Genomic DNA, 22,601 nt, shown 5'->3' with positions numbered 1-22,601 from the left:
TATAATTCTTATATTATGACCACATGAGACCACAAGGAGATTTGCCGTGAGAACGATGCAGGTTCGGGAGGCCAAGGCAGGGTTCTCGGCGCTCGTCGAGGCCGCAGAGAGCGGAGAGCCCACCATTATCACAAAGCACGGCAAGCCGGCAGCGGCCGTCGTCTCGGTCGAGGACTTACACAAGCTTTATCCAGCCAAGCGTCGAAACTTCGGGGAGTTTCTCCTGACCTATCCGGGAGGGATCGAGCTTGAAAGGAACGAGTCACCGTCGCGGGATATCGACCTTTGAGCGGTTATCTTCTCGACACTTCCATCTTATCCGCGTTCGCTCCCGGCAGGCCGGCGCTTGCGAAAGGTGTCGCCAATTGGATTGTAGCGCAAGGTGAAGAGCAAACGCTCTTCATACCGGTTATTGCGATCACCGAAATCGAGAAAGGCATACGCAAGCTCGATCGCGCTGGGGCCAAAAACCGCGCGGACAGCCTCACCGTCTGGCTCAACGACACCATTGAGGGATTTGCAGATCGGATTCTAGCGGTCAATGCCGATATAGCGCGAAGAGCGGGCCGAATGGAGGAAGCAGTCTCTGCGAAAGGGAAGAATCCGGGCTTGGCGGACATACTGATCGCTGCTACGGCGGTAGCTAACGGGCTCACCGTAGTTACAGCAAACGTCAGGCATTTTGAAGCGCTTGACGTTTGGTGCTGGAATATACTGCAAGACCCGCCGAGCCTCGACTAATCATTTTTACAAAAAGCTCTGCGGGTCGATATCCACCTGCACCCGGACCGAGCCGCGCTGTTTTGGCCCGTTGGCCAGCATGGCCCTGATAAACCCTTGCATGTCGGCGCGCCGCTCGCCCTGGATCAGCAAGCGAAAGCGATGACGGCCGCCCAGCAGTGACAATGGCGCCTCGGCCGGGCCGAGCACGAACAGATCTGTCGCCTCGGGCGCGGCGCGGCGCAGGCCGCGTGCATGGCCCTCGGCTTCCGCCCGCGTCACCGCACTGACGATGACACCGGCCAGCCGGCCGAAAGGCGGCAGGGCCGCCCGCTCGCGCTCGGCGATCTCGCGCTCGTAAAAGGCCTCGGCGTCGCCGGAGACGATCGCCCGCATCACCGGATGGTCGGGCTGGAAGGTCTGCAGCAGGCCAAGGCTCTTCTTGCCGGTGCGGCCGGCGCGGCCGGTCACCTGGCTAAGCAGCTGGAAGGTGCGCTCGGCGGCGCGCGGATCGCCATTGGCAAGGCCGAGATCGGCATCGACGACGCCGACCAGCGTCATGTTGGGGAAGTTGTGACCCTTGGCGACAAGCTGCGTGCCGATGACGATGTCGGCCTCGCCATTGGCGATCGCCTCCAGCTCCAGCCGCAGCCGCCGCACGCCGCCCATCAGGTCGGACGACAAAACGATGGTGCGCGCGTCAGGAAAATGCGCAACGACCTCTTCGGCGATACGCTCGACACCTGGCCCGCAGGCGACCAGATGATCCAGCGTGCCACATTCCGGGCAGGCTTCGGGGCGGCGCTCATTGTGCCCGCAATGATGGCAGACCAGCTGGCCGCGAAACCGATGCTCGACCAGCCAGGCCGAGCAGACTGGGCAGCCGAAGCGATGGCCGCAGACCCGGCACAGCGTCAGCGGCGCATAACCGCGCCGGTTGAGGAACAACAGCGACTGTTCCTTCCTCTCCAGCGTCTGGCGCATCTGGTCGAGCAGCACCGGCGACAGGAAGCCGCCGCGCGCCGGCGGTGCGCGCCGCATGTCGACCGCCTTCAGATGGGGAAGTGCTGCCTCGGCGAAGCGGGCGGAGAGCACGGCTCTGGCGTAGCGCCCCTGGCTGGCATTGACCCGGCTTTCGACCGATGGCGTCGCCGACGCCAGCACGACCGGAAAGCTACCGATATGGCCGCGCACCACCGCCATGTCGCGCGCATTGTAGAAGACGCGGTCCTCCTGCTTGTAGGCAGGATCGTGCTCCTCGTCGACGACGATTAGGCCGAGCTCCTTGAACGGCAGGAACAGCGCTGAGCGCGCGCCGGCGACGACCCGCACGCCGCCTTCCGCCACTTGCCGCCACACCCGTTCGCGCATCCTGGGCGGCAGGTCCGAATGCCATTCGCCCGGCTTGGCGCCGAAGCGCTGCTGGAAGCGCTCGAGAAAGGCATGCGTCAGCGCGATTTCCGGCAGCAGGATCAGCACTTGCTTGCCTTGGTCAAGCGCGGCCGCAACCGCCTCGAAATAGACCTCCGTCTTGCCCGACCCAGTAACGCCGTCGAGCAGTGCGACATTGAACACGCCGGCTGCGACATTGGCGCGCAGCATCAGCGCCGCGTCGCTCTGGTCCGGCATCAGTTCCGGTGTGGCGTAGCTGGAATCGGGCGCGGCCACCACCGGACGCGGGGGGATCATCACCGTCTCGAAGACGCCTTGCGCCCTCAGGCCGTCGATCACCGTCGACGACACGCCTGCGGCATGAGCCAACCCGGACCGCGTCCAGGCGAGGCCGCCTTCGGCCGTCTCCAGCACCCGCTCCCTGGCGGCCGTCATCCGGTCGGGCACCAGAAGCGTGCGCAGCAGCCCCTCGATCCATGGTTCGGGATCGAATGCTTCCGGTGCCCTGAGCAACATGCGCGCCACCATGCCCGGTGGTGACAGCGTGTACTGCGCCACCCAATCGACGAAACGGCGCATCGCGCGGTCGATCGGCGGACAGTCGAAGACCTGCTCGATCGGGCGCAGCTTCTTCGCATCGACCTTCTCGACCATGCCATCCCAGACGATTCCGGCGACCTGGCGCGGGCCGAGCGGCACGCGTACGATCGAGCCCGGCACCACGCGCATGCCGGCGGGCACGGCATAGGTGTAGGGGCGTTCGGCGGGCATCGGCACCAGCACCGGTGCGGCTGCGACAAAGGGCGAATCTTCGATCATGAGGCGTGACCTTGCCCTGACTTTGGTCTAGATCAAAGGCCGACCCCGAATGTGCATGGCATGCACATAAAAATCTTCAGGAGACCTGCCATGAAATTTTTTGTCGACACCGCCGATATCAAGGATATCCGTGAGCTGAACGATCTGGGACTGCTCGATGGCGTTACCACCAACCCGTCGCTGATCCTGAAATCCGGCGGCAAGATCTCCGAGGTCACCAAGCAGATCTGCGACATCGTCGAAGGGCCGGTGTCGGCGGAAGTGGTGGCCACCGAATTCAAGGCCATGATGGCGGAGGCCGAGACGTTGGCCAAGATCGCGCCCAATGTCTGCATCAAGGTGCCGCTGACGCTCGACGGGCTGAAGGCCTGCAAGACGATCCGCACCCAGATGAACCGTATGGTCAACGTCACGCTGTGCTTCTCGGCCAACCAGGCACTGCTGGCGGCCAAGGCCGGCGCTTCCTTCATTTCGCCCTTCGTCGGCCGTGTCGACGACACCGGCGCGGACGGCATGGAGTTGATCCAGGAGATTCGGCAGATCTACGAAAATTACGATTTCCAGACCGAGATCCTCGTCGCTTCAGTCCGCACGGTGAACCATGTCAAGCAGGCAGCCCTGATCGGCGCCGACGTTGTTACCGCGCCGCCGGCGACCCTGAAGGCGCTGGTCAACCATCCGTTGACCGACAAGGGCCTCGCCGCCTTCCTCGCCGATTGGGCCAAGACCGGCCAGAAGATCGGCTGAGCGATCCGATATCCGATACGAAAAAAGGCCGGGCATCCGGCCTTTTTTATGCGCCGCAGCTTGAAGCGACGGCCGATCAATCCGTGCCGTCATCGTCAGGCGCAGTTGCCGACGGGCGCCGCCCCATGATGATTTCGCGTTTACCGACATGGTTGGGTGCGCCGACCAACCCTTCCTTTTCCATGCGTTCGACCAGGGATGCGGCGCGGTTGTAACCGACGCCCAGGCGGCGCTGGATGTATGACGTCGAACACTTCTTGTCGCGCACCACCACCTTGACCGCCTCGTCGTAAATGGAATCACTGTCTTCGGCTGCAGCCGATCCCTTGTCGAAGACCGCGCCCTGGTCGGCTTCGACTTCTTCCTCATCCTCGTCGGCTGTCACGGTTTCCAGATATTCAGGCCGGCCCTGCGCCTTCAGATGTGCCACGACGTGCTCGACCTCCGCATCTGAAACGAAGGGACCATGCACGCGGGAAATGCGCCCCCCACCCATCATGTGCAACATGTCGCCCTGGCCGAGGAGCTGTTCGGCGCCCTGCTCGCCAAGGATGGTGCGGCTGTCGATCTTGGACGTCACCTGGAAGGAAATCCGGGTCGGGAAATTGGCCTTGATGGTGCCTGTGATGACATCGACGGAAGGGCGCTGCGTTGCCATGATCAGGTGAATGCCGGCAGCGCGCGCCATCTGCGCCAGACGCTGGATGGCGCCTTCGATCTCCTTGCCGGCGACCATCATCAGGTCGGCCATCTCGTCGACGATGACGACGATGTAGGGCATCGGCGCAAGATCGATTTCCTGCTGTTCGAAAAGCGGCTCGCCGGTGCCCTTTTCGAAACCGGTCTGCGCCGTCATGACGACGGTCTCGCCCTTGTCGCGGGCAGCGGCCGCACGCTCATTGTAGCCGTCGATGTTGCGCACACCGAGCCGAGCCATCTTGCGATAGCGGTCTTCCATCTCGCGCACCGCCCATTTCAGCGCGGTGACGGCTTTTTTGGGATCCGTGACGACGGGTGTCAGAAGATGCGGGATGCCGTCATAAACGGAGAGTTCGAGCATCTTGGGATCGACCATGATCAGCCGGCATTCCTCCGGCTTCAGCCGGTAGAGCAACGACAGGATCATGGTGTTGATGGCAACCGACTTGCCGGATCCGGTGGTTCCGGCCACGAGCAAATGAGGCATCTTCGCCAGTTCGGCGATGACCGGCTCACCGCCGATCGTCTTGCCCAGGCAAAGCGCCAGCTTGCAGCTGGTCCTGCGGAAGCCCTCCGATTCGATCAACTCGCGGAAATAGACGGTTTCGCGCGTCTCGTTCGGAAGCTCGATGCCGATGACGTTGCGGCCAGGCACGACGGCGACGCGCGCCGAAATCGCCGACATGGAGCGGGCGATATCATCGGCAAGCCCGATGACACGCGAGGATTTGACACCCGGTGCCGGTTCGAACTCATAGAGCGTGACGACAGGGCCTGGGCGAACGTGAATGATTTCGCCGCGCACACCGAAATCCTCGAGCACGCTTTCCAACAGATCAGCGTTCTGCTCGAGCCGCTCCTGCGACATGTAGAAGCCTTGCCCCTCCGGGGGCTGCTGCAACAGCTCTTCCGAAGGAAGCTCATAAAGTTCGCCTGCGGTTGACAGCACAATATTCCCGGCCCTTGGCAAGCGCGGAGAGCGAGCGCCGGCGACCCTGACAGTAACGTCCACGCCTGGCGCGGTCGGCGCAGGAACGGCATCGCTTTTAGCAGCGAGGATTGCGGCAGCGTCGGTCCGGAGCGGGATGCCCGCAGATACGTCAGGCTGGACGATGGCCTGGTTCGAGTTAGCCGGCAAAACGTCCGGCAACGGCTTCGAGGCTTGGCCTGGAAGCCATTCGATGACGCGAAACAGCGAGGTGGCATCGGCCACCATCGGGGAGCGGTTGTCGAGCCGCTCTCGGGCGATGACAGGCTCTGCGACGACCGGTGCCGGCGAGGTTGGGCTGGCCTGCCGGGCCTGTGACGAAATATCGACCAGATAGGGCGCCATAGCCTCGAAGAAGGCGTGATCCGAAAGATAGGGCCAGCGCAGTTTTTCGGCAGTGGCCGGTTTGATCGGCGCGCCCGGAGCGGCAGCCGCGCGCGCGGAAGCTCGTCCCGTTGCTGCAGTCACCGAAGCTACGACACTCTTCTCTTTGGCCCGTCCCGGAAGGGCGAGAGCCGCAGCCGGCGGTGACGGCCTTTGCGTGGCGGCTCCGCGGCCGGCCAGCGGCTGGGAGGCTGGGGTTTTCACCGAGGCCGGCAACGCCAGGAGCGAGGGCACGGAGGATGCCTGATCGACCACGGCTTGCGCGACTGTTTGCGGCGTGGGGAGCGCGTCTGTATCGCCTTGCTCGGCAACACGCTCGTGCTGCGGGCGTTGCTTCTTGGCTTCATAGTCTGGTGTGCGGGTGAAACGCACGTTGGGCGCGAGGAAGAAGTATTCCTGCCAGGCAGGACTTTCGATATCGCCGCTTTTCAAAGACGCGTTGCTCGCCTCCGCGCCCCTTGGCTCCATATAAGGCCGCCTGTTGCCGCCGAGATCGACAATCGGCGCGGAATAGCCGGCCTGGTGCGTGCCGGGCTGCCGGCCATCCAGTCCCTTGTGGGCCGGACGATCAAGATCGCCTGTCGCGGCTGAAGACGTTCGCTGCCCGCCCTTGTCACGCTTCACCTCGGGATCATCAGGCGACGCTGCCTTCAATAAATTGACCCGGGAAAAACGCCTGGCTTCCATTCTCAAGACTCACTCTGAACTGTCTGCCGAGCAATAGGGAGCGAGTGGTTAACAGTTGCTTCCCGAATGGATCGCCAACGATCCTTGGACAGCAAAATCGTCGTGACAGCCTCTTCGAACGACGCAACCGAATCGTCATCTCACAGCGCACGCCGCTGGCGCGACCTGCCCGCTGTGCTGGGGCGGCGGATGGCGTCTCTTCGCGGCGATGCAGGACGTCTCTATCCGGGAACCTGATCGTGGTCTCACGATCATCCCATCATGTTGGGGCGCTAAACCGATAAGCCGTGCTAGCTGGCCTTGGCGTGCCTGACCAGATCCTGGGCGATGGACAATTGCAGCGCTTCGGCCAGTTCGCGCGCGGCGCGATTCTCGGCGTCGATCTGCGCCCGGTACGCGGCGAACTCCTGACGCGGCCTGTCGAAGGACGAGGTGATCGAACGCTTGCCGGATGCGATCACCACACCGGTCTTCACATCGGACAGCGTATAGTTGCCAGTCAGCGTCACTGAACCGGCGGTCGGTTCGTCCTCGTTGGTCCCAACCTGCACAAGTGCCGCGGATTCGACGGCTTCGGTCACGCCGAGATTGAGCGAATAGGCCGGTGAGGCCGGCTCGCCGGCACCTCGTCCAAACCCGAAAATCAGATCGTTGCGCACCTGCTGGGCGTAACGCGAGTTGACCGGCTTGATGGCGATCGAAGCCAGTTCGGCATTGGCGCTCGCCTGCGAACCCGACAGCGACGCGCTCGAATAGAGCGGCCGCACGGTGCAGGCCGAGACAAGCGCGAGCGAGCCGACCAGGCCGGCGAACGCGATATGGCGCAGCACATGGCTCAGCCCTGTCTTTTCCCGATCAGGCAACGACATTGACGATCCTCTGCGGCACGATGATCACCTTGCGCGGAGCCTTTCCTTCGAGCGCTTTCTGCACGAAGTCGAGAGCCAATACCGCTTTTTCGACCGCACCTTGGTCCGCGTCGCGGGCAATTGTCAAATCTCCCCGCTTCTTGCCGTTGACCTGCACCGGATAGGTGACTTCGTTGTCGACGACCAGCGCCGGATCGAACGCCGGCCACGGCCGTTCGGCAACCAGATCGGTGCCGCTGAGCGTTTCCCAGCACTCCTCTGCCAGATGCGGCATGACCGGTGCGATCAGATGCACGAGAATCTCCACGGCCTGCCGGCAGGCACCCTTGAGTGCTGCATCAGCCTTGCCTTCGGCCACCTCGTTGAGCGGCGAGGTCAGCGCGTTGGCCAGTTCGTACATGCGGGCGATGGCGCGGTTGAAAGCCAGCTTCTCGATATCCTCACCGACCGCCTTCAGGATCTTGTGCGCGGCCTTGGAAACCACAGCGGCCTCGTCGCTGCCAGCCGCCGCGGGCTCGATGCCGGCCAACGTTTCGGCCGCCGTCGACACCAGGCGCCAGATGCGCTGGATGAAGCGATGCGCGCCGGCGGCGCCATCGTCGGTCCATTCAACGTCGCGCTCTGGCGGCGAATCCGACAGCATGAACCAGCGCGCCGTGTCGGCGCCATAGCCATCGGTGATGTCTTCCGGACTGACCGTGTTCTTCTTCGACTTCGACATCTTTTCGAGCGGGCCGATCGTCGCCGTCTCGCCTGTAGAGATCTCGATGGCGCGGCGCTTGCCGTCAACGTCTTCCAGCCGAATCTCGGTGGGCGCCAGCCAGCGGCCATTCGATGCCGAGCCGACGCGATAGGTCTCGTGCACCACCATGCCTTGCGTGAACAGCCCTTTGAACGGCTCGGCCAGATCGACATGACCGGCCTCGCGCATGGCACGGGTGAAGAAGCGGGAATAGAGCAAGTGCAGGATCGCGTGCTCGATGCCGCCAATATACTGGTCGACAGGCAGCCATTCATTGGCCGCCTTGGGATCAGTCGGTTCATGCGCCCAGGGTGCTGTGAAGCGCGCGAAATACCAGGACGAATCGACGAAGGTGTCCATCGTGTCGGTTTCGCGCCGCGCATCTCTACCGCATTGCGGGCATTTCACATGCCGCCATGTCGGATGCCGGTCGAGCGGATTGCCCGGCCGGTCGAAATCGACATCGTCGGGCAACTTGACCGGCAGGTCGGCTTTCGGCACCGGCACCACGCCGCAATCCTCGCAATGGATCATCGGGATCGGGCAGCCCCAGTAGCGCTGGCGCGAAATGCCCCAGTCGCGCAGGCGGAAATTCACCTTGCGCTCCGCCATCGGCCGGTTGCCGATGGTCTTCTGTTCCAGCAGCTTCGCCACCTCGTCGAAAGCCTGATCCGGCTTCATGCCGTCGAGGAAGCGCGAGTTGATCATCACGCCATCGTCGACAAAGGCTTGATCGATGATCTGGAAGCTTGCCGGATTCTCGCCTTCCGGCATCACCACCGGGATAACCGGCAGGCCGTATTTGGTGGCGAAGTCGAGGTCGCGCTGGTCGCCGGACGGACAGCCGAAGATGGCGCCGGTGCCGTATTCCATCAGCACGAAATTGGCGACATAGACAGGCAGCGTCCAGCTGTCGTCAAACGGATGGACGACGCGGATACCGGTGTCAAAGCCCTTCTTCTCAGCCGTCTCAAGCGCCGCCACCGAGGTGCCCATATGGCTGATATCCTCGATGAACCTCGCCAGCGCCGGATTGCCTTCCGCAGCCTTCTTGGCCAGCGGATGATCGGCGGCGACAGCCATGAAGGAAGCGCCGAAGATGGTGTCGGGCCGTGTCGTATAGACTTCCAGCTCATGCTCGCCACCGACAGCATCTGCCAGCGGCCAACGGATCAGGAGGCCTTCCGAGCGGCCGATCCAGTTCTGCTGCATCAGCTTCACTTTTTCCGGCCATTCCTCGAGGCCGTCGAGCGAATCCAGCAGATCCTGCGCAAAGTCGGTGATCTTGAAGAACCACTGCGTCAGTTCGCGCTGTTCCACCAGCGCGCCCGAGCGCCAGCCGCGCCCGTCGATGACCTGCTCGTTGGCGAGCACGGTCATGTCCTCCGGATCCCAGTTGACCTTGGAGGACTTGCGCGTCACCAGCCCCTTCTCGACGAAATCGAGGAACAGCATCTGCTGGCGATGGTAGTAGTCGACGTCGCAGGTGGCGAATTCGCGCGCCCAGTCCAGCGACAGGCCCATGACCTTGAGTTGCTCGCGCATGGTGGCGATGTTTTGATAGGTCCATTCCTTGGGATGGACCTTGTTCTGCATCGCCGCGTTCTCGGCCGGCATGCCGAACGCGTCCCAGCCCATCGGGTGCAGCACGTTGAAACCCTTGGCCCGCTTGTAGCGTGCCACGACGTCACCCATCGTGTAGTTGCGGGTGTGGCCGATATGGATCCGCCCCGACGGATAGGGGAACATCTCCAGCACGTAGTATTTCGGGCGCGGATCGTCATTTTGCGCTTCGAACAGCTTCTTGGCGTCCCAGGCCTTCTGCCATTTGGGCTCTGACGCGCGCGGATTGTATCGTTCGGTTGCCATGGGGCGTTTTTCACTTAAAAGCATGCGCGAACTGCGGGCAACGGCTCGGCAGTTCAGGGATTGTGGTCCGGGTGTTCACCATGGTTTGGCAAACCCGTCAACCATATGGGTATCGCGTCTGACGAAAACGCGGGCCAAAACAGCAGGATTTGCATATGGGCGACGCCGTTCAGCAGTTTTTCACGGTCAAGGCCAGGATTGCTGCGGCGGAACACGAGGCTGGCCGCCAGGCTGGAGCGGTGACGCTGGTCGCGGTTTCCAAGACCTTTGACGCCGCCGACATACGCCCGGTCATCGAGGCCGGCCAGCGCGTCTTCGGCGAAAACCGGGTGCAGGAAGCGCAAGGCAAATGGCCGGCGCTGAAGGAGGCATTTGCGGATATCGAACTGCATCTGATCGGGCCGCTGCAGTCGAACAAGGCGAAGGAGGCGGTGATGCTGTTCGATGTCATCGAGACGGTCGATCGCGAGAAGATCGCCGCCGAACTTGCCAAGGAGATCGCCAGGCAAGGCCATGCGCCAAGGCTTTATGTCCAGGTCAACACCGGCTCCGAGCCGCAGAAGACCGGCATCGAACCGCGCCAGGCCGTCGCCTTCGTCGCCCGCTGCCGCGATGTGCACGGCCTCGCCATCGAGGGCCTGATGTGCATCCCGCCAGCTGACGAAAATCCGGGTCCGCACTTTGCCCTGCTGGAGAAGCTTGGCCGAGAGGCCGGCGTCGCCAAGCTGTCGATGGGCATGTCCGGCGACTACGAGACTGCGATCGCCTTCGGCGCCACCAGCGTCCGGGTCGGTTCCGCGATCTTCGGCATTCGATAGCCATTGATAGTTGCAGTTCGAGTGCGGCATTTTTTGCTGCCTCACCGCAACAATGCTATATCTAGCCAAGCTAGCTAGGAAGCATTCTCATGAACTGGCATCTTCAGGACGCAAAGAACAATTTTTCCAAGGTGGTTCAACGCGCGCGCAGCGAGGGACCGCAGACGGTGACCCTGCGCGGCGAGCGCGCGGCAGTGGTGCTCTCTGCGGAAGACTACGACCGCTTGGCCGGAAAAAAGAAAAGCCTTGCCGAGTATCTTTTGACGGGCCCGGTCTGGGACGATGATTTCGCCGAGGAGGTCAACCGTCGCTCGGATACGATGATTCGGGATGTCGACCTCTGATGTACCTGCTCGACACGAACATCGTTTCGGACGTGCAGAGGCGGCTACCCAAGCCGACTGAATGGCTTACTTCGGTGGATCCGACATCGGTGAGCCTCAGCGTCATTACCCTTGGCGAGATCGAGCGTGAGATCGTCAAGCTACGCAAGGTCGACTCCGAAAAGGCAACGCGCCTCGATTTGTGGCTACGGGAGCTGCGGCGGGATAACGCCGACCGCATTCTTGCCGTTTCGGAAGATGTCGCGTTGGCCTGGGGGCGCATCACTGCTGGTCGTACAAGGGGCAGCGCCGACACGCTCATCGCGGCAACCGCGCTTGTCCATGACCTCATTCTCGTGACCCGCAATGTTGCCGACTTTGATAATACCGGCGTGACGGTCTTCAATCCCTGGGTGATCTGACCCGTCCCACATTGCCACAAACCCCGGAGGTTGGATGCGGCAGCCGCGTCACAGCATCGCATTGCGATGCCGCGCCCCCTCCCTACCTCCGTCGGAGACCCTGAGCGACCGTCATGGCCGTTCCTTTGCAATGTCGAAGGAGGGCATCATGAACAACGAACACCTTTCCCACAAACAACCCCGTGACCGGCCTCACAACCGGCATGTCTCCGACCGGCTGCATCCAGATATCTATGGTGCGATGGCTGGACTTGCCGGATGGTACGCACTGTCCGCCTGGGCAGGCTTCGGCGGCAGCAGCTACGCCGATTATCTTCTCGTCGTCATGACCGGCTTCCTTGTTATGGCGGTGGCGTTGCCGGCCGTCGCCGGGCATGTCTGGTATCGGCACCGCCCGTGGACACCCGCGAGCATCGGCAGCTTCGAGGATTGGATCGCCGGCGAATTCGATCTCGGCCAGGGCAACCGCGTTGCCTCCAAGAGAGCGCTGCTCGAAATTCTGCTGCCGCTTGCCGCCGTCGCCTTCGGCATGACAGCCTTCGCGATCGTGGCGCTACTGGCCAGCTGACCGTCGGGCACGTCCAGGCATTGGCCAGATGAGAAATTCTTTGGGCCAACACTAGAAACGAAACGTACCGTTCCTATTTGTTTTGTGTCATCACAAACTCTCTGGAGCCTCCACCATGCGTTATAACCAGCTTGGAAATACGGGGATGTTCGTCTCCGAACTCTGCCTCGGCACCATGACCTTCGGTGCTGCCGGCGAAAATGCCCAATGGGGCCTGATCGCCAGCCTCGATCAGAAGGGCGTCAACGAGATCGTTGCCCGGTCGCTCGCCGCCGGCGTCAATTTCTTCGACACCGCCGACGTCTACTCCTTCGGCGCGTCCGAACGGCTGCTCGGGCAGTCGCTCAGGGACCTTGGTGTCGACAGACAGAATGTAGTCATCGCCACCAAGGTGCACGGCGCCATGGGCGAAGGCCCCAACCAGCGCGGCTCGTCGCGCGGCCACATCATGGATTCGGTCGACGCCAGTCTCGAGCGGCTGCAGCTCGACCATATCGATCTCTATCAGCTGCACGGCACCGACACCGTGACGCCGATCGACGAGACGCTGCGGGCGCTGGACGATCTCGTTGCAAGCGGCAAGGTTCGCTATGCCGGTGTCTCTAACTGGCAGGCCTGGCGCATCGCCAAGGCGCTCGGCATCGCCGACCGCAAGGGTTTTGCTCGCTTCGAGACCGTCCAGTCGTATTACTCGATAGCCGGTCGCGACCTTGAACGCGAGATCGTGCCGCTGCTCAATGAGGAGAAGCTCGGCCTGATGGTGTGGTCGCCGATGGCCGGCGGACTGCTGTCGGGTAAATACGGGCCCGGCGCACCGGGCAATGGCGAAGGGCGCCGCGCTTCCTTCAACTTCCCACCGGTCAACGAGGACCGCGCCTGGGCGGCTGTGGCCGTCATGCGCGAGATCGCCAAAAAGCATGACGTGAGTGTCGCGACAGTCGCGCTGGGCTATGTTCTGGCCAAACCCTTCGTGATGAGCGTCATCATCGGCGCGAGCCGCATGGAGCAGCTGGAGCAGAATCTTGCGGCGACGCAGCTGAGGCTCGACGCCGACGATCTTGTCCGCCTCGATGATGTCAGCGCCTTGCCGGCCGAATATCCCGGCTGGATGCTGGAGCGTCAGGCTGCCGGCCGGCGCCCAGCGCCGTTCACGCCGAAAGCATAACGCGGCCAATGCCGACATCTCGGGAGCCTGTGGGCTCCCGAGCGCCAGTCAGCTCAGCCGAACGCTCTCCACGAGAAAATCGAGAAAGGCGCGCACCCGCGCCGGCAGATGCCGGCCTTGGCCGACATAGACGGCGTGGGTGGCCTCCTCGTCGCCTGGATTGAAATCCTCGAGCAGCGGCACCAGCCGGCCGGCAGCGATATCGGCCGCCACATGCCAGCGGGCCAGCCGGGCGATGCCCGCGCCCGCCAGCGCCATCAGCCGCATTGCCTCGCCATCGCTCACCAGCGTATTGCCGATGATTGGAACCATGATGGAGTTGCCGGCCGCATCGAGAAATGGCCAGCCGTCGAGGTGCCGCACGAAACCGAAGCCCATGCGGTTGTGCCTGTCGAGATCGGTCGGTTTCAGCGGCGTTTCGTGCGTTTCGACGTATGAAGGCGCCGCGACGACGACCACCGGGCTTTGCCCAAGCTTTCGCGCCATCAGCCGTGATTCGCTGAGCGGCCCGGCACGAATGGCGACGTCAGCACGTTCCGCCATCAGGTCGATGACGCTGTCGCTCAGCACCAGATCGACCGAAATCTCGGGATAGCGCTCGAGGAAGCGCGGCAGCAGCGGGATCAGCCTGTGCACTCCGAAGGGAACGTAGCTGTTGACGCGCAGCCGTCCGCGCGGTGCCGCACCCGCCGCGGCCTCCTGCTCGGCCGCCGCCATGTCGGCGAGGATGCGCAGGCCGCTTTCGTAGAACGCGGTGCCTTCCGGCGTCAGTTGCAGTCTTCGCGTCGAACGGCTGACCAGCCGCGCGCCGAGCCGCGCCTCCAGCCGCCCGATCAGCTTGCTGACCGCCGACGGCGTCATCCGCAATGCGCGTGCCGCGGCGGAAAAACTACCGTCCTCGACGACACGCACGAAGACTTCGATCTCGCCGGAGCGATTGATGTCGGGCCTAGCCATCTGTGAATCTATTTCACAGAGAATATGCCCAGGGCAAGTCTGGTTCACAATGCGCTGCGACACGATCTTTCGGGCCGGGGCGCGGGACGGCGCTCGTCGCCATCGAAGTGGAAACCGCCATGCCTCTTGCTCTCTACGCCCTCGCCGCCGGTGCCTTCGGCATCGGTGTCACCGAATTCGTCATCATGGGTCTGCTGCTCGATGTCAGCAAGGATCTCGGCGTCACGATCTCGGCCGCCGGCCAGCTCATTTCCGGCTATGCGCTTGGCGTCGTCATCGGCGCCCCTTTGCTCACCATCGCCACCGGCAGCTGGCCCCGCAAGACCGTGCTTCTGGCACTGATGGCGATCTTCACGCTCGGCAATCTCGCCTGTGCGCTGGCCCCCGACTACTGGACGCTGATGGGCGCCCGCATCATCACCGCCTTTGCCCATGGCACCTTCTTCGGCGTCGGCTCTGTTGTCGCCACCGGACTGGTCGCACCCAACAGGAAGGCCTCGGCGATTGCGCTGATGTTCACCGGCCTGACCATCGCCAACATCCTCGGCGTGCCCTTCGGCACCTGGCTCGGCCAGACCTTTGGCTGGCGCGCGACCTTCTGGGCGGTGACCCTAGTCGGCATGGCGGCTTTCGCCGTTATCCTGGCACTGGTGCCACGCAGCCGGACTGCACCCGAAAAGAGCGACCTGCGCGCCGATCTCGCTGTGTTGCGCCGCACGCCCGTCCTGCTCGGCCTCGCCACCACCGTACTCGGCTATGCCGGTGTCTTCGCCGTCTTCACCTACGTCGCCCCGTTGCTGACCGAGATAAGCGGCTTCAAGGAAGCGGCGGTATCGCCTATCCTGCTCGTCTTCGGTGGCGGTCTCATCGCCGGCAATCTCGCGGGCGGCAAGGTCGCCGACCGCTGGCTGGTGCCCGCCGTGCTCGGCAGTCTCGTGGTGCTGGCCGTGGTGCTCGCCACCATGACCTTCGCCATCCACAGCCAGGTGATGGCAGTGATCTATGTCGGCCTGCTTGGCGTTGCCGCCTTCGCCACCGTGGCACCGCTGCAGATGTGGGTGCTGGACAAGGCGCAAGGTGCGGGCCAGAGCCTCGCCTCGTCGTTCAATATCGCGGCCTTCAATCTCGGCAACGCGGCAGGTGCCTGGCTCGGTGGCGCGGCGATTGCGCATGGCCTTGGCCTTGGTTCGCTGACCTGGGTCGCCGCGCTGCTGCCGCTCGCGGCACTCGCCGTAGCGGGACTGGCGCTGCGTCTCGATCGCCCCGGCACGCTCGGCGCCCCTGCCTCCGTCCAGTCGTGAATATCTGAACCGGATCGCTTTCGACATCCCTCGTCCACATCACCTGGAGCAAGAAAATGGACTATCGACGTCTCGGCGCATCGGGCCTGAAAGTGCCGGCACTCTCGTTTGGCGCGGGAACCTTTGGCGGTTCCGGCCCATTGTTTAGCGCCTGGGGCAACAGCGACGCCAGGGAAGCGCGGCGGCTGATCGACATCTGCCTTGAAGCCGGCGTCAACCTGTTCGACACCGCCGACGTCTATTCGAACGGCGCGTCGGAAGGGGTGCTTGGCGAAGCCATAAAAGGCCGGCGCGATGCCGTGCTAATCTCGACCAAGACCTCGCTGCCGATGGGCGACGGGCCGGCCGACTACGGCTCGTCGCGTTCGCGGCTGATCAAGTCGGTGGACGCCGCGTTGAAACGTCTCGGCAACGACTATATCGACCTTTTGCAGCTACACGCCTTCGATGCCGGCACGCCGGTCGAAGAGGTGCTGTCGACGCTGGACGAACTCGTACGCGCCGGCAAGCTGCGTTATGTCGGCGTCTCCAACTTTTCCGGCTGGCAAGTGATGAAGTCGCTGGGGGAAGCCGACAAGCACGGCTACCCGCGCTATGTCGCACATCAGGTCTACTATTCACTGGTCGGCCGCGACTATGAATGGGAGCTGATGCCGCTCGGCCTCGACCAGGGCGTCGGCGCGTTGGTGTGGAGCCCGCTCGGCTGGGGCCGCCTGACCGGCAAGATCCGCCGTGGTCAGGCTTTGCCGGAAAAGAGCCGGCTGCACGACACGGCAAGCTTCGGGCCACCGGTCGAGGACGAGCATCTCTACCGGATCATGGATGCCCTTGACGCAGTGGCGGAGGAAACCGGCAAGACCGTGCCTCAGATCGCCATCAACTGGCTGCTGCAGCGCCCGACCGTATCGTCTGTGATCATCGGCGCCCGCAACGAGGAACAGTTGCGCCAGAATCTCGGCGCCATTGGCTGGAATTTGACGCCGGAGCAGATGAAAAAGCTCGACGCCGCAAGCGAAGTCACCGCGCCTTACCCGTACTTCCCCTATCGCCGCCAGGAAGGCTTCGCCCGGCTGAACCCGCCGGCGGTTTGAGTTGGTAACCCCTGAACGGCGGCCCCGCCACCGTTTAGTGCAAGACGAACTCGCCATCCACCTTGCGCCATTCATTAGGCGCGATCAGCTTCTGGTGTGTGTAGCTGATCGAATGCAGCGGCCCGTCGAGCTTGGCCTTCCAGAATTCGATGAACTTGATCAGCACCGGAAACGTCGGCGCCAGGTCGTAGTCCTGCCAGATGAAGCTCTGCAATAGATGCGGATGGTCGGGGAAATGATAGAGAATCTTGGCCGTGGTCAGGCCATAGCCTTTGAACATCAGGTCCATTTCGGAATGGTCGCGCATGGCAGTCCTCTTGGGTGGTCTCTGGTTGAGTCTCCTTTCCTCCCAAGGTCAGAGTGTGCGCGCCGTTGCTTAACTGTCTATTGATTTTTCCTGATCGAGAACGGGTTTTCCGCGCGAAAACATGCAGTTAGCAGCGAGCTGATCTGAGTGCTGACAGCCTTGGATAGGGTCCCTGCGGCATCCCGCCGCGCGAATCCAACGTCTAATATTGCGATGACGGACGAACTGGTAATAATGCCGCCGAATTCGCGGCAGCTTTGCCGCGATCCCGCCGGCGTTTCAAGCCGGCGGATCGGTTTGGGAGGGAAGTCCGGAATGTCCGAGGTTCATGTCCATCGCGTCCAGCCGGCGTGGAAGAAAAACGCGCTGATCGACAATGACACCTACCTGAAATGGTATGCCGACAGCGTCAAGAACCCGGACAAGTTCTGGGGCAAGCACGGCAAGCGCATCGACTGGTTCAAGCCTTACAGCAAGGTCAAGAACACCTCCTTTGATGGCAAGGTCTCGATAAAATGGTTCGAGGACGGGCTGACCAACGTCTCGGTCAACTGCATCGACCGGCACCTGAAGAAGCGGGGCAACCAGACCGCCATCATCTGGGAAGGCGACAATCCCTACGACGACAAGAAGATCACCTACAACGAGCTCTACGAGCATGTCTGCCGGCTTGCCAATGTGATGAGGAAGCACGGCGTCAAGAAGGGCGACCGCGTCACCATCTACATGCCGATGATCCCGGAAGCCGCCTATGCGATGCTGGCCTGCACTCGGCTAGGCGCCATCCACTCGATCGTGTTCGGCGGCTTTTCGCCGGATGCGCTGGCCGGTCGCATCGACGATTGCAAGTCGACCTTCGTCATCACCGCCGATGAGGGCCTGCGTGGCGGCAAGCCGATCCCGTTGAAGGACAACACCGACAAGGCGATCGACATCGCCGCGAAAGCCGGAACGACAGTCGAAAAGGTGGTGGTCGTGCGCCGCACCGGCGGCAAGACCGGCTGGGTGGCCGGACGCGACGTCTGGTACCATGACGAGGTCGCGACGGTTAAGGCCGAGTGCAAGCCCGAGAAGATGAAGGCCGAGGATCCGCTGTTCATCCTCTATACCTCGGGCTCGACCGGCAAGCCGAAGGGCGTGCTGCATACCACCGCCGGCTACCTCGTCTACGTCTCGATGACGCACCAATATGTCTTCGACTACCATGACGGCGATATCTACTGGTGCACCGCCGACGTCGGCTGGGTGACCGGACACAGCTACATCGTCTACGGCCCGCTCGCCAACGGCGCCACCACGCTGATGTTCGAAGGCGTGCCGAACTATCCGTCGCAGTCGCGCTTCTGGGACGTCATCGACAAGCACAAGGTCAACATCTTCTACACCGCGCCGACGGCGCTGCGCGCGCTGATGGGCGCCGGCGATGCGCATGTCACCAAGACGTCGCGCAAATCGCTGCGTGTGCTGGGTTCGGTCGGCGAGCCGATCAACCCGGAAGCCTGGGAGTGGTATTTCAACGTCGTCGGCAACGGCAAGGTGCCGATCGTCGACACCTGGTGGCAGACCGAGACCGGCGGCATCCTGATCACGCCGCTGCCTGGCGCCACCGATCTCAAGGCAGGTTCGGCGACGCGGCCGTTCTTCGGCGTCAAGCCGCAACTGCTCGACGGCGAAGGCAAGGTGCTGGAGGGTGCCGCAGACGGCAATCTGTGCATCACCGATTCCTGGCCCGGCCAGATGCGCACCGTCTACGGCGATCACGACCGCTTCATCCAGACTTATTTCTCGACCTACAAAGGCAAGTACTTCACCGGCGACGGCTGCCGCCGCGACGCCGACGGCTACTACTGGATCACCGGCCGCGTCGACGACGTCATCAACGTCTCCGGCCATCGCATGGGCACGGCAGAAGTCGAATCCGCGCTTGTCAGTCACGACAAGGTTTCGGAAGCCGCCGTCGTAGGCTATCCGCACGACATCAAGGGGCAGGGCATTTATTGCTATGTCACGCTGATGGCCGGCGAGCAACCGAGCGAGGAATTGCGCAAGGAGCTCATCGCCCATGTCCGCAAGGAGATCGGTGCCATCGCTTCGCCCGACAAGATCCAGTTTGCGCCCGGCCTGCCCAAGACGCGCTCGGGCAAGATCATGCGTCGCATCCTGCGCAAGATCGCCGAGGATGATTTTTCGGCACTCGGCGACACCTCGACGCTGGCCGACCCTGCCGTCGTCGACGATCTGATCGCCAACCGGCAGAACAAGAAGGCCTGACAAAAACCAGGACTGCACTGGCATTCTGGTTCGCCACAACGCGCATAATCTCGGCATTTATTGCACGTCGATCGGCCGACCGGCATCAAGGTCGGCGACACGATGCGTGTCCTGTAAGCTACCGGTACAGATCCGCCCGCGTCGGCGGCAGCCCGCTTGGGCCACGCGCGCGCTTGGTGGCGACGGTCTGGAAAATCTGCGCCGAGGCGCGCTCGAAGGTGATCGAACAGCCGGTCAGGTAGAGCAGCCACAGGCGTGCCTTCGGCTCGCCCACCTCGGCGATTGCCTCCGCGAAACGTGCACGCAATCGCTCGGCCCACAACCTGCAGGTGCGGGCATAGTGCTCGCGCAGGTTCTCGACATCGTAGATAAGAAAACCATGCGCTTCGAGATTGCCGAGCGTCATGCCGATGGTGTCGAGTTCCCCGCCGGGGAAGATGTATTTGATCAGCGCCTTGTATTCCGGCCCCTTGCGCAAGGTCTTTTTCATATCGCCCTTGCTGCGCCTGGTGATGGCGTGATGCAGGTAGATGCCGCCCGGATTGAGCAGGCGATGAACGGTCGAGAAATAAGCGGCATGGTTGGCAAGGCCGAGATGCTCGAACATGCCGATTGACGATATCTTGTCGAACGAGCCGGAGAGTTCCGTATAGGATTTTATCTCGATGGTGATGCGGTCCTCCAGCCCCTCGGCGCGGATGCGCTCACGGGCAAGACTGGTCTGCGCCTCCGACAGCGAGACACCATGGCCGATGACGCCATAGTTCTTCGCGGCATGGATGAGCATCGCTCCCCAGCCACAGCCGATGTCGAGCAGTCTTTCTCCAGGCTTCAGCCGGAGCTTGCGACAGATGTGGTCGAGCTTGTCGATCTGCGCTTGATCGATGCTGTTGGCGAAATCCTTGAAGTAGCCGCAGCTGTAGACCATGCGCTCGTCGAGGAAGAGCCGATAGAAAGCGTTCGAAATGTCATAGTGATGCTGGATCGCTTCCTGGCTTGAACCGCTGACGAAGGGATTGCGTCCTGAAAGATCGGTCCGCGCCGTCATCTGTTTCCTTGAAAACAGCACTGCCGGCAGGTCCCGCAGGATCGCCAGCTTCGGCAATGTCTTCAACTTCGTCCTGAGTTTGCCTTGCGAGGGCAAGGCGTAGAAATCGAACAGCGATCCCTCTTCGATGTCGACGGTCTTGGATATCCACATTTCGATCAGCGTCGAGAAGGTGGGGTGGCGGACCATCTGCCAGACGATGTCCTGGTCGTTGATGGTGAGCACGGGGCCGGTGACCGGGCCGATCCGTTCGCCGGTCCACAATCTGACCGCGAAGCCTGGCTTCAGCGTCTCGATGATCGTTCGAACGATCCGAGCTGCCTTGTCGGCTGCCTCCATGACAATCCTCCCTCGCTTCTAGCTTGGTCAGGTTGAGTTTGCCCGTCAGACCGGTCGGTCGCAATCCCGCGGAAAACCCGCTGGCGCCTTTTTCAACACGACGCCTTGCCATTTCCCAAATGAGACCCCATCATCTCGGTGTGTTCAACAAATCGAAAGGAGGTGATCCGATGTCGAGTGATTTCGTTTTCCAGAACGTGGCCTCAGCGGATTGCACTTTCGGGAAGCAGTCTTCCCGTTAAGGCGCGAAATGCGCGGCGGGTGACCTGATAGGTCACCGCCTTGGGCCGCGCCACGGACGGAAACACGGAAGGCCGCCGGCTTCGAAAGAAGAGGCGGCCTTTTCCGTTTGCGGACTACTGAGTCAACGCGACCTTTTCGGTGTTGCGGATGATTTCCTGAAAGGCGGCGTCCAATTCCACTCCGGTGGACACGTCGAAGAAATGTCTCTTGGCGGTTGAGGTGTCCTTCGATGAACAGCCCTTCAGCACCGCCTTCGCCTGATCCCGCTCGGTTGCCGACATGTCCTTGTCGTTCAGATCGAAGCCGATGGTGAAAATCTCGATGCCGTCATTTTTCATGTTACCGCACAACGTTTCGGCGTTGCCGCGCGCAAGGTTGCCCTGACTATTGTAGCTGCCCCCGACGCCAGCGAAGGCGGTGTTGAACTGGCCATCGGTAATCAGGATCGCGACCTTGGCGATCTTCTTCGGATCGGCATCCGAGGCGCCTTTGCCGAGACCGGCATTGTTGATCGCAGTGCGCCATTGCGGCGATAGCATATAATAGGTCCACTGGATGGCGATCGCGCCCGCCGTGTAACCATCGGCCCGGAAGTCGTCGATCGAATCCAGCAATGCGCTGGACTCGGCGGTCAGCGGGATCACTTTCGCATCAGGGCACCTGTTCATTCCCCCGCCACCGAGATGATCATCCCGGTTGACCAGGGCGTAATATTTCTTGCCGTTCCCGTCCGCCCGAACCGTGTCCGGGCCGTCGGCGCTCAAATCCGCATCGCCATTTTTGTCCTTGCGCTCCGTGGCGCAATTATCCGGGTGCGGCATCGCCGCGCCAACAATGGAGATGTAGTCGCTGAAGGACGGCAGCAAGTTTTTGCCCGTCTTGGCGACGAGAAGCGAACCGCCGGCGACCGGTGGTAGCTCGGAACTCCCTTGCTTCTCGGCATAGACGTTTTCAGCCAGCTTGCCGGCATTCACGCCAGATGCGTATGGCACAATCGCGACGCGAACGCGGGGGTTCTTCGGATCCTGGTTCCGGAGCATGGTCTGGACGGCGTTTTTCGCAGCTGCTTTCAGATCGCCGATCTTGTCGACGTTGCCCCGCTTCGCCATCGATCCTGTTATGTCGAGCATCATCGCCACTTCGATGGTCTTGTCCGAATAGAGCGCCGTCGTGGAAGCGGCGACGCGTCTCGCATCGCTCATGCCGAAAATCGGGAAGAACAAGGCAACATCGACATGGGCATCCACTTGGACCGTCTTGGCGGTCTTGTCGACGATCAGCCGGTCAAGGACGACCTGGCCAGCTTGTAGAATTCCGGCGGTATCGTTGGCGTCGAGAAAAGCCTTCACCGAATTGTTGGCATCGGCTTCCTTGATGACCCCAGTGGTCAGGTCGCGTGCCGTCGATGTCACCGCGGCGTCGATCACGCCTTGGAGGCTCGATTTGGCATTGTAGAGCTGCGAGATGTTGACCGAAAAGCCCGCAGCCAGCGCCAAGACCGAGGCGCTAAGGCCGAACAGGACTGCGAAATTTCCACCGCGATCCCTGGCGAACCCGCCGACCGCTTGAACAAGACCCCCGTAATTCCGCATCCTACAGCCCCCGCTTGCCTCGGCCTCGTCGCCGTGGACAGGGCAACGCAGGATTGCAGCCGGATGGCGCCGCTACGCCTCATAAGGTGAGGCTCCAACCGCCAACTCTTTGTTTTTGTTTGGCGTTAAGCTGCGCCAAGGTGAACGACCGGTAAACAGAAATCCGCGGGCGGCAGCGATGTTTACGAGCCGCTTACCATGATCAGCTACAGGGATCGCGCAATGCCAGACGACGTCCTG

At 62.3% G+C, this 22,601-nt stretch carries 19 protein-coding genes; 11 read left to right on the top strand and 8 right to left on the bottom strand.

From position 1 onward, the window contains the following. The first annotated feature begins 55 nt into the window (after positions 1-55). Positions 56-289 carry a type II toxin-antitoxin system Phd/YefM family antitoxin gene (locus tag NKI20_RS17885; RefSeq protein ID WP_502898134.1) on the top strand — a complete coding sequence of 78 codons (234 nt, stop codon included), beginning with the start codon at positions 56-58 and terminating at the stop codon, positions 287-289. Continuing rightward, positions 286-741 carry a type II toxin-antitoxin system VapC family toxin gene (locus NKI20_RS17880; RefSeq protein WP_352832528.1) on the top strand — a complete coding sequence of 152 codons (456 nt, stop codon included), beginning with the start codon at positions 286-288 and terminating at the stop codon, positions 739-741. The genes NKI20_RS17885 and NKI20_RS17880 overlap by 4 nt, the downstream gene beginning before the upstream one ends. Before the next feature lie 6 nt (positions 742-747). On the opposite strand, the gene NKI20_RS17875 is transcribed toward NKI20_RS17880, so the two are convergent. Continuing rightward, positions 748-2,931 carry a primosomal protein N' gene (locus NKI20_RS17875; RefSeq protein WP_352832525.1) on the bottom strand — a complete coding sequence of 728 codons (2,184 nt, stop codon included), beginning with the start codon at positions 2,929-2,931 and terminating at the stop codon, positions 748-750. Positions 2,932-3,021: 90 nt separating this feature from the next. Between NKI20_RS17875 and fsa the strand changes: the two genes are divergently transcribed. Further along, a complete protein-coding gene (gene fsa, locus NKI20_RS17870; protein ID WP_023762502.1) occupies positions 3,022-3,678 on the top strand; it encodes a fructose-6-phosphate aldolase in 657 nt (218 codons plus the stop codon). Positions 3,679-3,754: 76 nt separating this feature from the next. On the opposite strand, the gene NKI20_RS17865 is transcribed toward fsa, so the two are convergent. From NKI20_RS17865 to leuS, 3 genes are all read right to left on the bottom strand, one after another. After that, positions 3,755-6,436: a DNA translocase FtsK gene (locus NKI20_RS17865; RefSeq protein ID WP_352832521.1), complete on the bottom strand. Its 2,682-nt coding sequence runs from the start codon at positions 6,434-6,436 to the stop codon at positions 3,755-3,757. 290 nt (positions 6,437-6,726) lie between these two features. Next, on the bottom strand, positions 6,727-7,305 hold the full coding sequence (locus tag NKI20_RS17860) for an LPS assembly lipoprotein LptE (RefSeq protein ID WP_023762504.1): 579 nt from the start codon (positions 7,303-7,305) through the stop codon (positions 6,727-6,729). Further along, a complete protein-coding gene (gene leuS / locus NKI20_RS17855; RefSeq protein ID WP_352832518.1) occupies positions 7,292-9,916 on the bottom strand; it encodes a leucine--tRNA ligase in 2,625 nt (874 codons plus the stop codon). The genes NKI20_RS17860 and leuS overlap by 14 nt, the downstream gene beginning before the upstream one ends. A 155-nt stretch (positions 9,917-10,071) precedes the next feature. On the opposite strand from leuS, the gene NKI20_RS17850 reads away from it, so the two are divergent. From NKI20_RS17850 to NKI20_RS17830, 5 genes are all read left to right on the top strand, one after another. Continuing rightward, positions 10,072-10,734, top strand: a complete 663-nt coding sequence (locus NKI20_RS17850) for a YggS family pyridoxal phosphate-dependent enzyme (RefSeq protein WP_352832515.1) — start codon at positions 10,072-10,074, stop codon at positions 10,732-10,734. A gap of 89 nt (positions 10,735-10,823) precedes the next feature. Further along, positions 10,824-11,078, top strand: coding sequence for a type II toxin-antitoxin system Phd/YefM family antitoxin (locus tag NKI20_RS17845; RefSeq protein ID WP_023762507.1), 255 nt, complete (start codon positions 10,824-10,826; stop codon positions 11,076-11,078). Continuing rightward, the gene (locus NKI20_RS17840) at positions 11,078-11,479 is read left to right on the top strand and encodes a type II toxin-antitoxin system VapC family toxin (RefSeq protein ID WP_352832511.1); all 402 of its coding nucleotides are present in this window, start codon (positions 11,078-11,080) and stop codon (positions 11,477-11,479) included. Before NKI20_RS17845 ends, NKI20_RS17840 begins: the two co-directional genes overlap by 1 nt. 148 nt (positions 11,480-11,627) lie before the next feature. Beyond that, complete coding sequence (locus tag NKI20_RS17835) at positions 11,628-12,047, top strand: hypothetical protein (protein WP_352606306.1); 420 nt, start codon at positions 11,628-11,630, stop codon at positions 12,045-12,047. A 115-nt stretch (positions 12,048-12,162) separates the two neighbouring features. Continuing rightward, positions 12,163-13,212: an aldo/keto reductase gene (locus tag NKI20_RS17830; RefSeq protein ID WP_352606305.1), complete on the top strand. Its 1,050-nt coding sequence runs from the start codon at positions 12,163-12,165 to the stop codon at positions 13,210-13,212. Between the two features lie 48 nt (positions 13,213-13,260). Here the strand turns inward: NKI20_RS17830 and NKI20_RS17825 are convergent, their stop codons facing one another. Then, complete coding sequence (locus NKI20_RS17825; protein WP_352606303.1) at positions 13,261-14,169, bottom strand: LysR family transcriptional regulator; 909 nt, start codon at positions 14,167-14,169, stop codon at positions 13,261-13,263. Positions 14,170-14,288: 119 nt separating this feature from the next. Between NKI20_RS17825 and NKI20_RS17820 the strand changes: the two genes are divergently transcribed. After that, positions 14,289-15,470: an MFS transporter gene (locus NKI20_RS17820; protein ID WP_352606301.1), complete on the top strand. Its 1,182-nt coding sequence runs from the start codon at positions 14,289-14,291 to the stop codon at positions 15,468-15,470. A gap of 56 nt (positions 15,471-15,526) precedes the next feature. Next, entirely contained in the window at positions 15,527-16,561 is a 1,035-nt protein-coding gene (locus tag NKI20_RS17815) for an aldo/keto reductase (protein ID WP_352832504.1), read from the top strand. A gap of 34 nt (positions 16,562-16,595) precedes the next feature. Here the strand turns inward: NKI20_RS17815 and NKI20_RS17810 are convergent, their stop codons facing one another. Beyond that, on the bottom strand, positions 16,596-16,868 hold the full coding sequence (locus NKI20_RS17810; RefSeq protein ID WP_031261216.1) for an usg protein: 273 nt from the start codon (positions 16,866-16,868) through the stop codon (positions 16,596-16,598). A 315-nt stretch (positions 16,869-17,183) separates the two neighbouring features. Here NKI20_RS17810 and acs point away from each other — a divergent pair, with 315 nt between their 5' ends. Next, the gene (gene acs, locus NKI20_RS17805; protein ID WP_352832501.1) at positions 17,184-19,139 is read left to right on the top strand and encodes an acetate--CoA ligase; all 1,956 of its coding nucleotides are present in this window, start codon (positions 17,184-17,186) and stop codon (positions 19,137-19,139) included. 118 nt (positions 19,140-19,257) lie between these two features. Here the strand turns inward: acs and NKI20_RS17800 are convergent, their stop codons facing one another. Further along, a complete protein-coding gene (locus NKI20_RS17800) occupies positions 19,258-20,526 on the bottom strand; it encodes a class I SAM-dependent methyltransferase (RefSeq protein ID WP_023762517.1) in 1,269 nt (422 codons plus the stop codon). Between the two features lie 356 nt (positions 20,527-20,882). Beyond that, a complete protein-coding gene (locus NKI20_RS17795) occupies positions 20,883-22,361 on the bottom strand; it encodes a pilus assembly protein TadG-related protein (protein ID WP_352832496.1) in 1,479 nt (492 codons plus the stop codon). Positions 22,362-22,601 lie beyond the last annotated feature (240 nt).

It is taken from the genome of Mesorhizobium sp. M0830, assembly GCF_040319965.1.
Taxonomy (GTDB): Bacteria; Pseudomonadota; Alphaproteobacteria; order Rhizobiales; family Rhizobiaceae; genus Mesorhizobium.
This window is presented reverse-complemented; position numbering and strand designations above follow the sequence as displayed.

Bases quoted from the DNA above. Each gene is read 5' to 3' on its own strand.
- NKI20_RS17845 (WP_023762507.1), top strand. From the start codon at position 10,824: ATGAACTGGCATCTTCAGGACGCAAAGAACAATTTTTCCAAGGTGGTT.
- leuS (WP_352832518.1), bottom strand. From the start codon at position 9,916: ATGGCAACCGAACGATACAATCCGCGCGCGTCAGAGCCCAAATGGCAG.
- NKI20_RS17835 (WP_352606306.1), top strand. From the start codon at position 11,628: ATGAACAACGAACACCTTTCCCACAAACAACCCCGTGACCGGCCTCAC.
- fsa (WP_023762502.1), top strand. From the start codon at position 3,022: ATGAAATTTTTTGTCGACACCGCCGATATCAAGGATATCCGTGAGCTG.
- NKI20_RS17875 (WP_352832525.1), bottom strand. From the start codon at position 2,931: ATGATCGAAGATTCGCCCTTTGTCGCAGCCGCACCGGTGCTGGTGCCG.
- NKI20_RS17830 (WP_352606305.1), top strand. From the start codon at position 12,163: ATGCGTTATAACCAGCTTGGAAATACGGGGATGTTCGTCTCCGAACTC.
- NKI20_RS17810 (WP_031261216.1), bottom strand. From the start codon at position 16,868: ATGCGCGACCATTCCGAAATGGACCTGATGTTCAAAGGCTATGGCCTG.
- NKI20_RS17820 (WP_352606301.1), top strand. From the start codon at position 14,289: ATGCCTCTTGCTCTCTACGCCCTCGCCGCCGGTGCCTTCGGCATCGGT.
- NKI20_RS17885 (WP_502898134.1), top strand. From the start codon at position 56: ATGCAGGTTCGGGAGGCCAAGGCAGGGTTCTCGGCGCTCGTCGAGGCC.
- NKI20_RS17815 (WP_352832504.1), top strand. From the start codon at position 15,527: ATGGACTATCGACGTCTCGGCGCATCGGGCCTGAAAGTGCCGGCACTC.
- NKI20_RS17850 (WP_352832515.1), top strand. From the start codon at position 10,072: ATGGGCGACGCCGTTCAGCAGTTTTTCACGGTCAAGGCCAGGATTGCT.
- NKI20_RS17800 (WP_023762517.1), bottom strand. From the start codon at position 20,526: ATGGAGGCAGCCGACAAGGCAGCTCGGATCGTTCGAACGATCATCGAG.
- NKI20_RS17840 (WP_352832511.1), top strand. From the start codon at position 11,078: ATGTACCTGCTCGACACGAACATCGTTTCGGACGTGCAGAGGCGGCTA.
- acs (WP_352832501.1), top strand. From the start codon at position 17,184: ATGTCCGAGGTTCATGTCCATCGCGTCCAGCCGGCGTGGAAGAAAAAC.
- NKI20_RS17865 (WP_352832521.1), bottom strand. From the start codon at position 6,436: ATGGAAGCCAGGCGTTTTTCCCGGGTCAATTTATTGAAGGCAGCGTCG.
- NKI20_RS17795 (WP_352832496.1), bottom strand. From the start codon at position 22,361: ATGCGGAATTACGGGGGTCTTGTTCAAGCGGTCGGCGGGTTCGCCAGG.
- NKI20_RS17860 (WP_023762504.1), bottom strand. From the start codon at position 7,305: ATGTCGTTGCCTGATCGGGAAAAGACAGGGCTGAGCCATGTGCTGCGC.
- NKI20_RS17825 (WP_352606303.1), bottom strand. From the start codon at position 14,169: ATGGCTAGGCCCGACATCAATCGCTCCGGCGAGATCGAAGTCTTCGTG.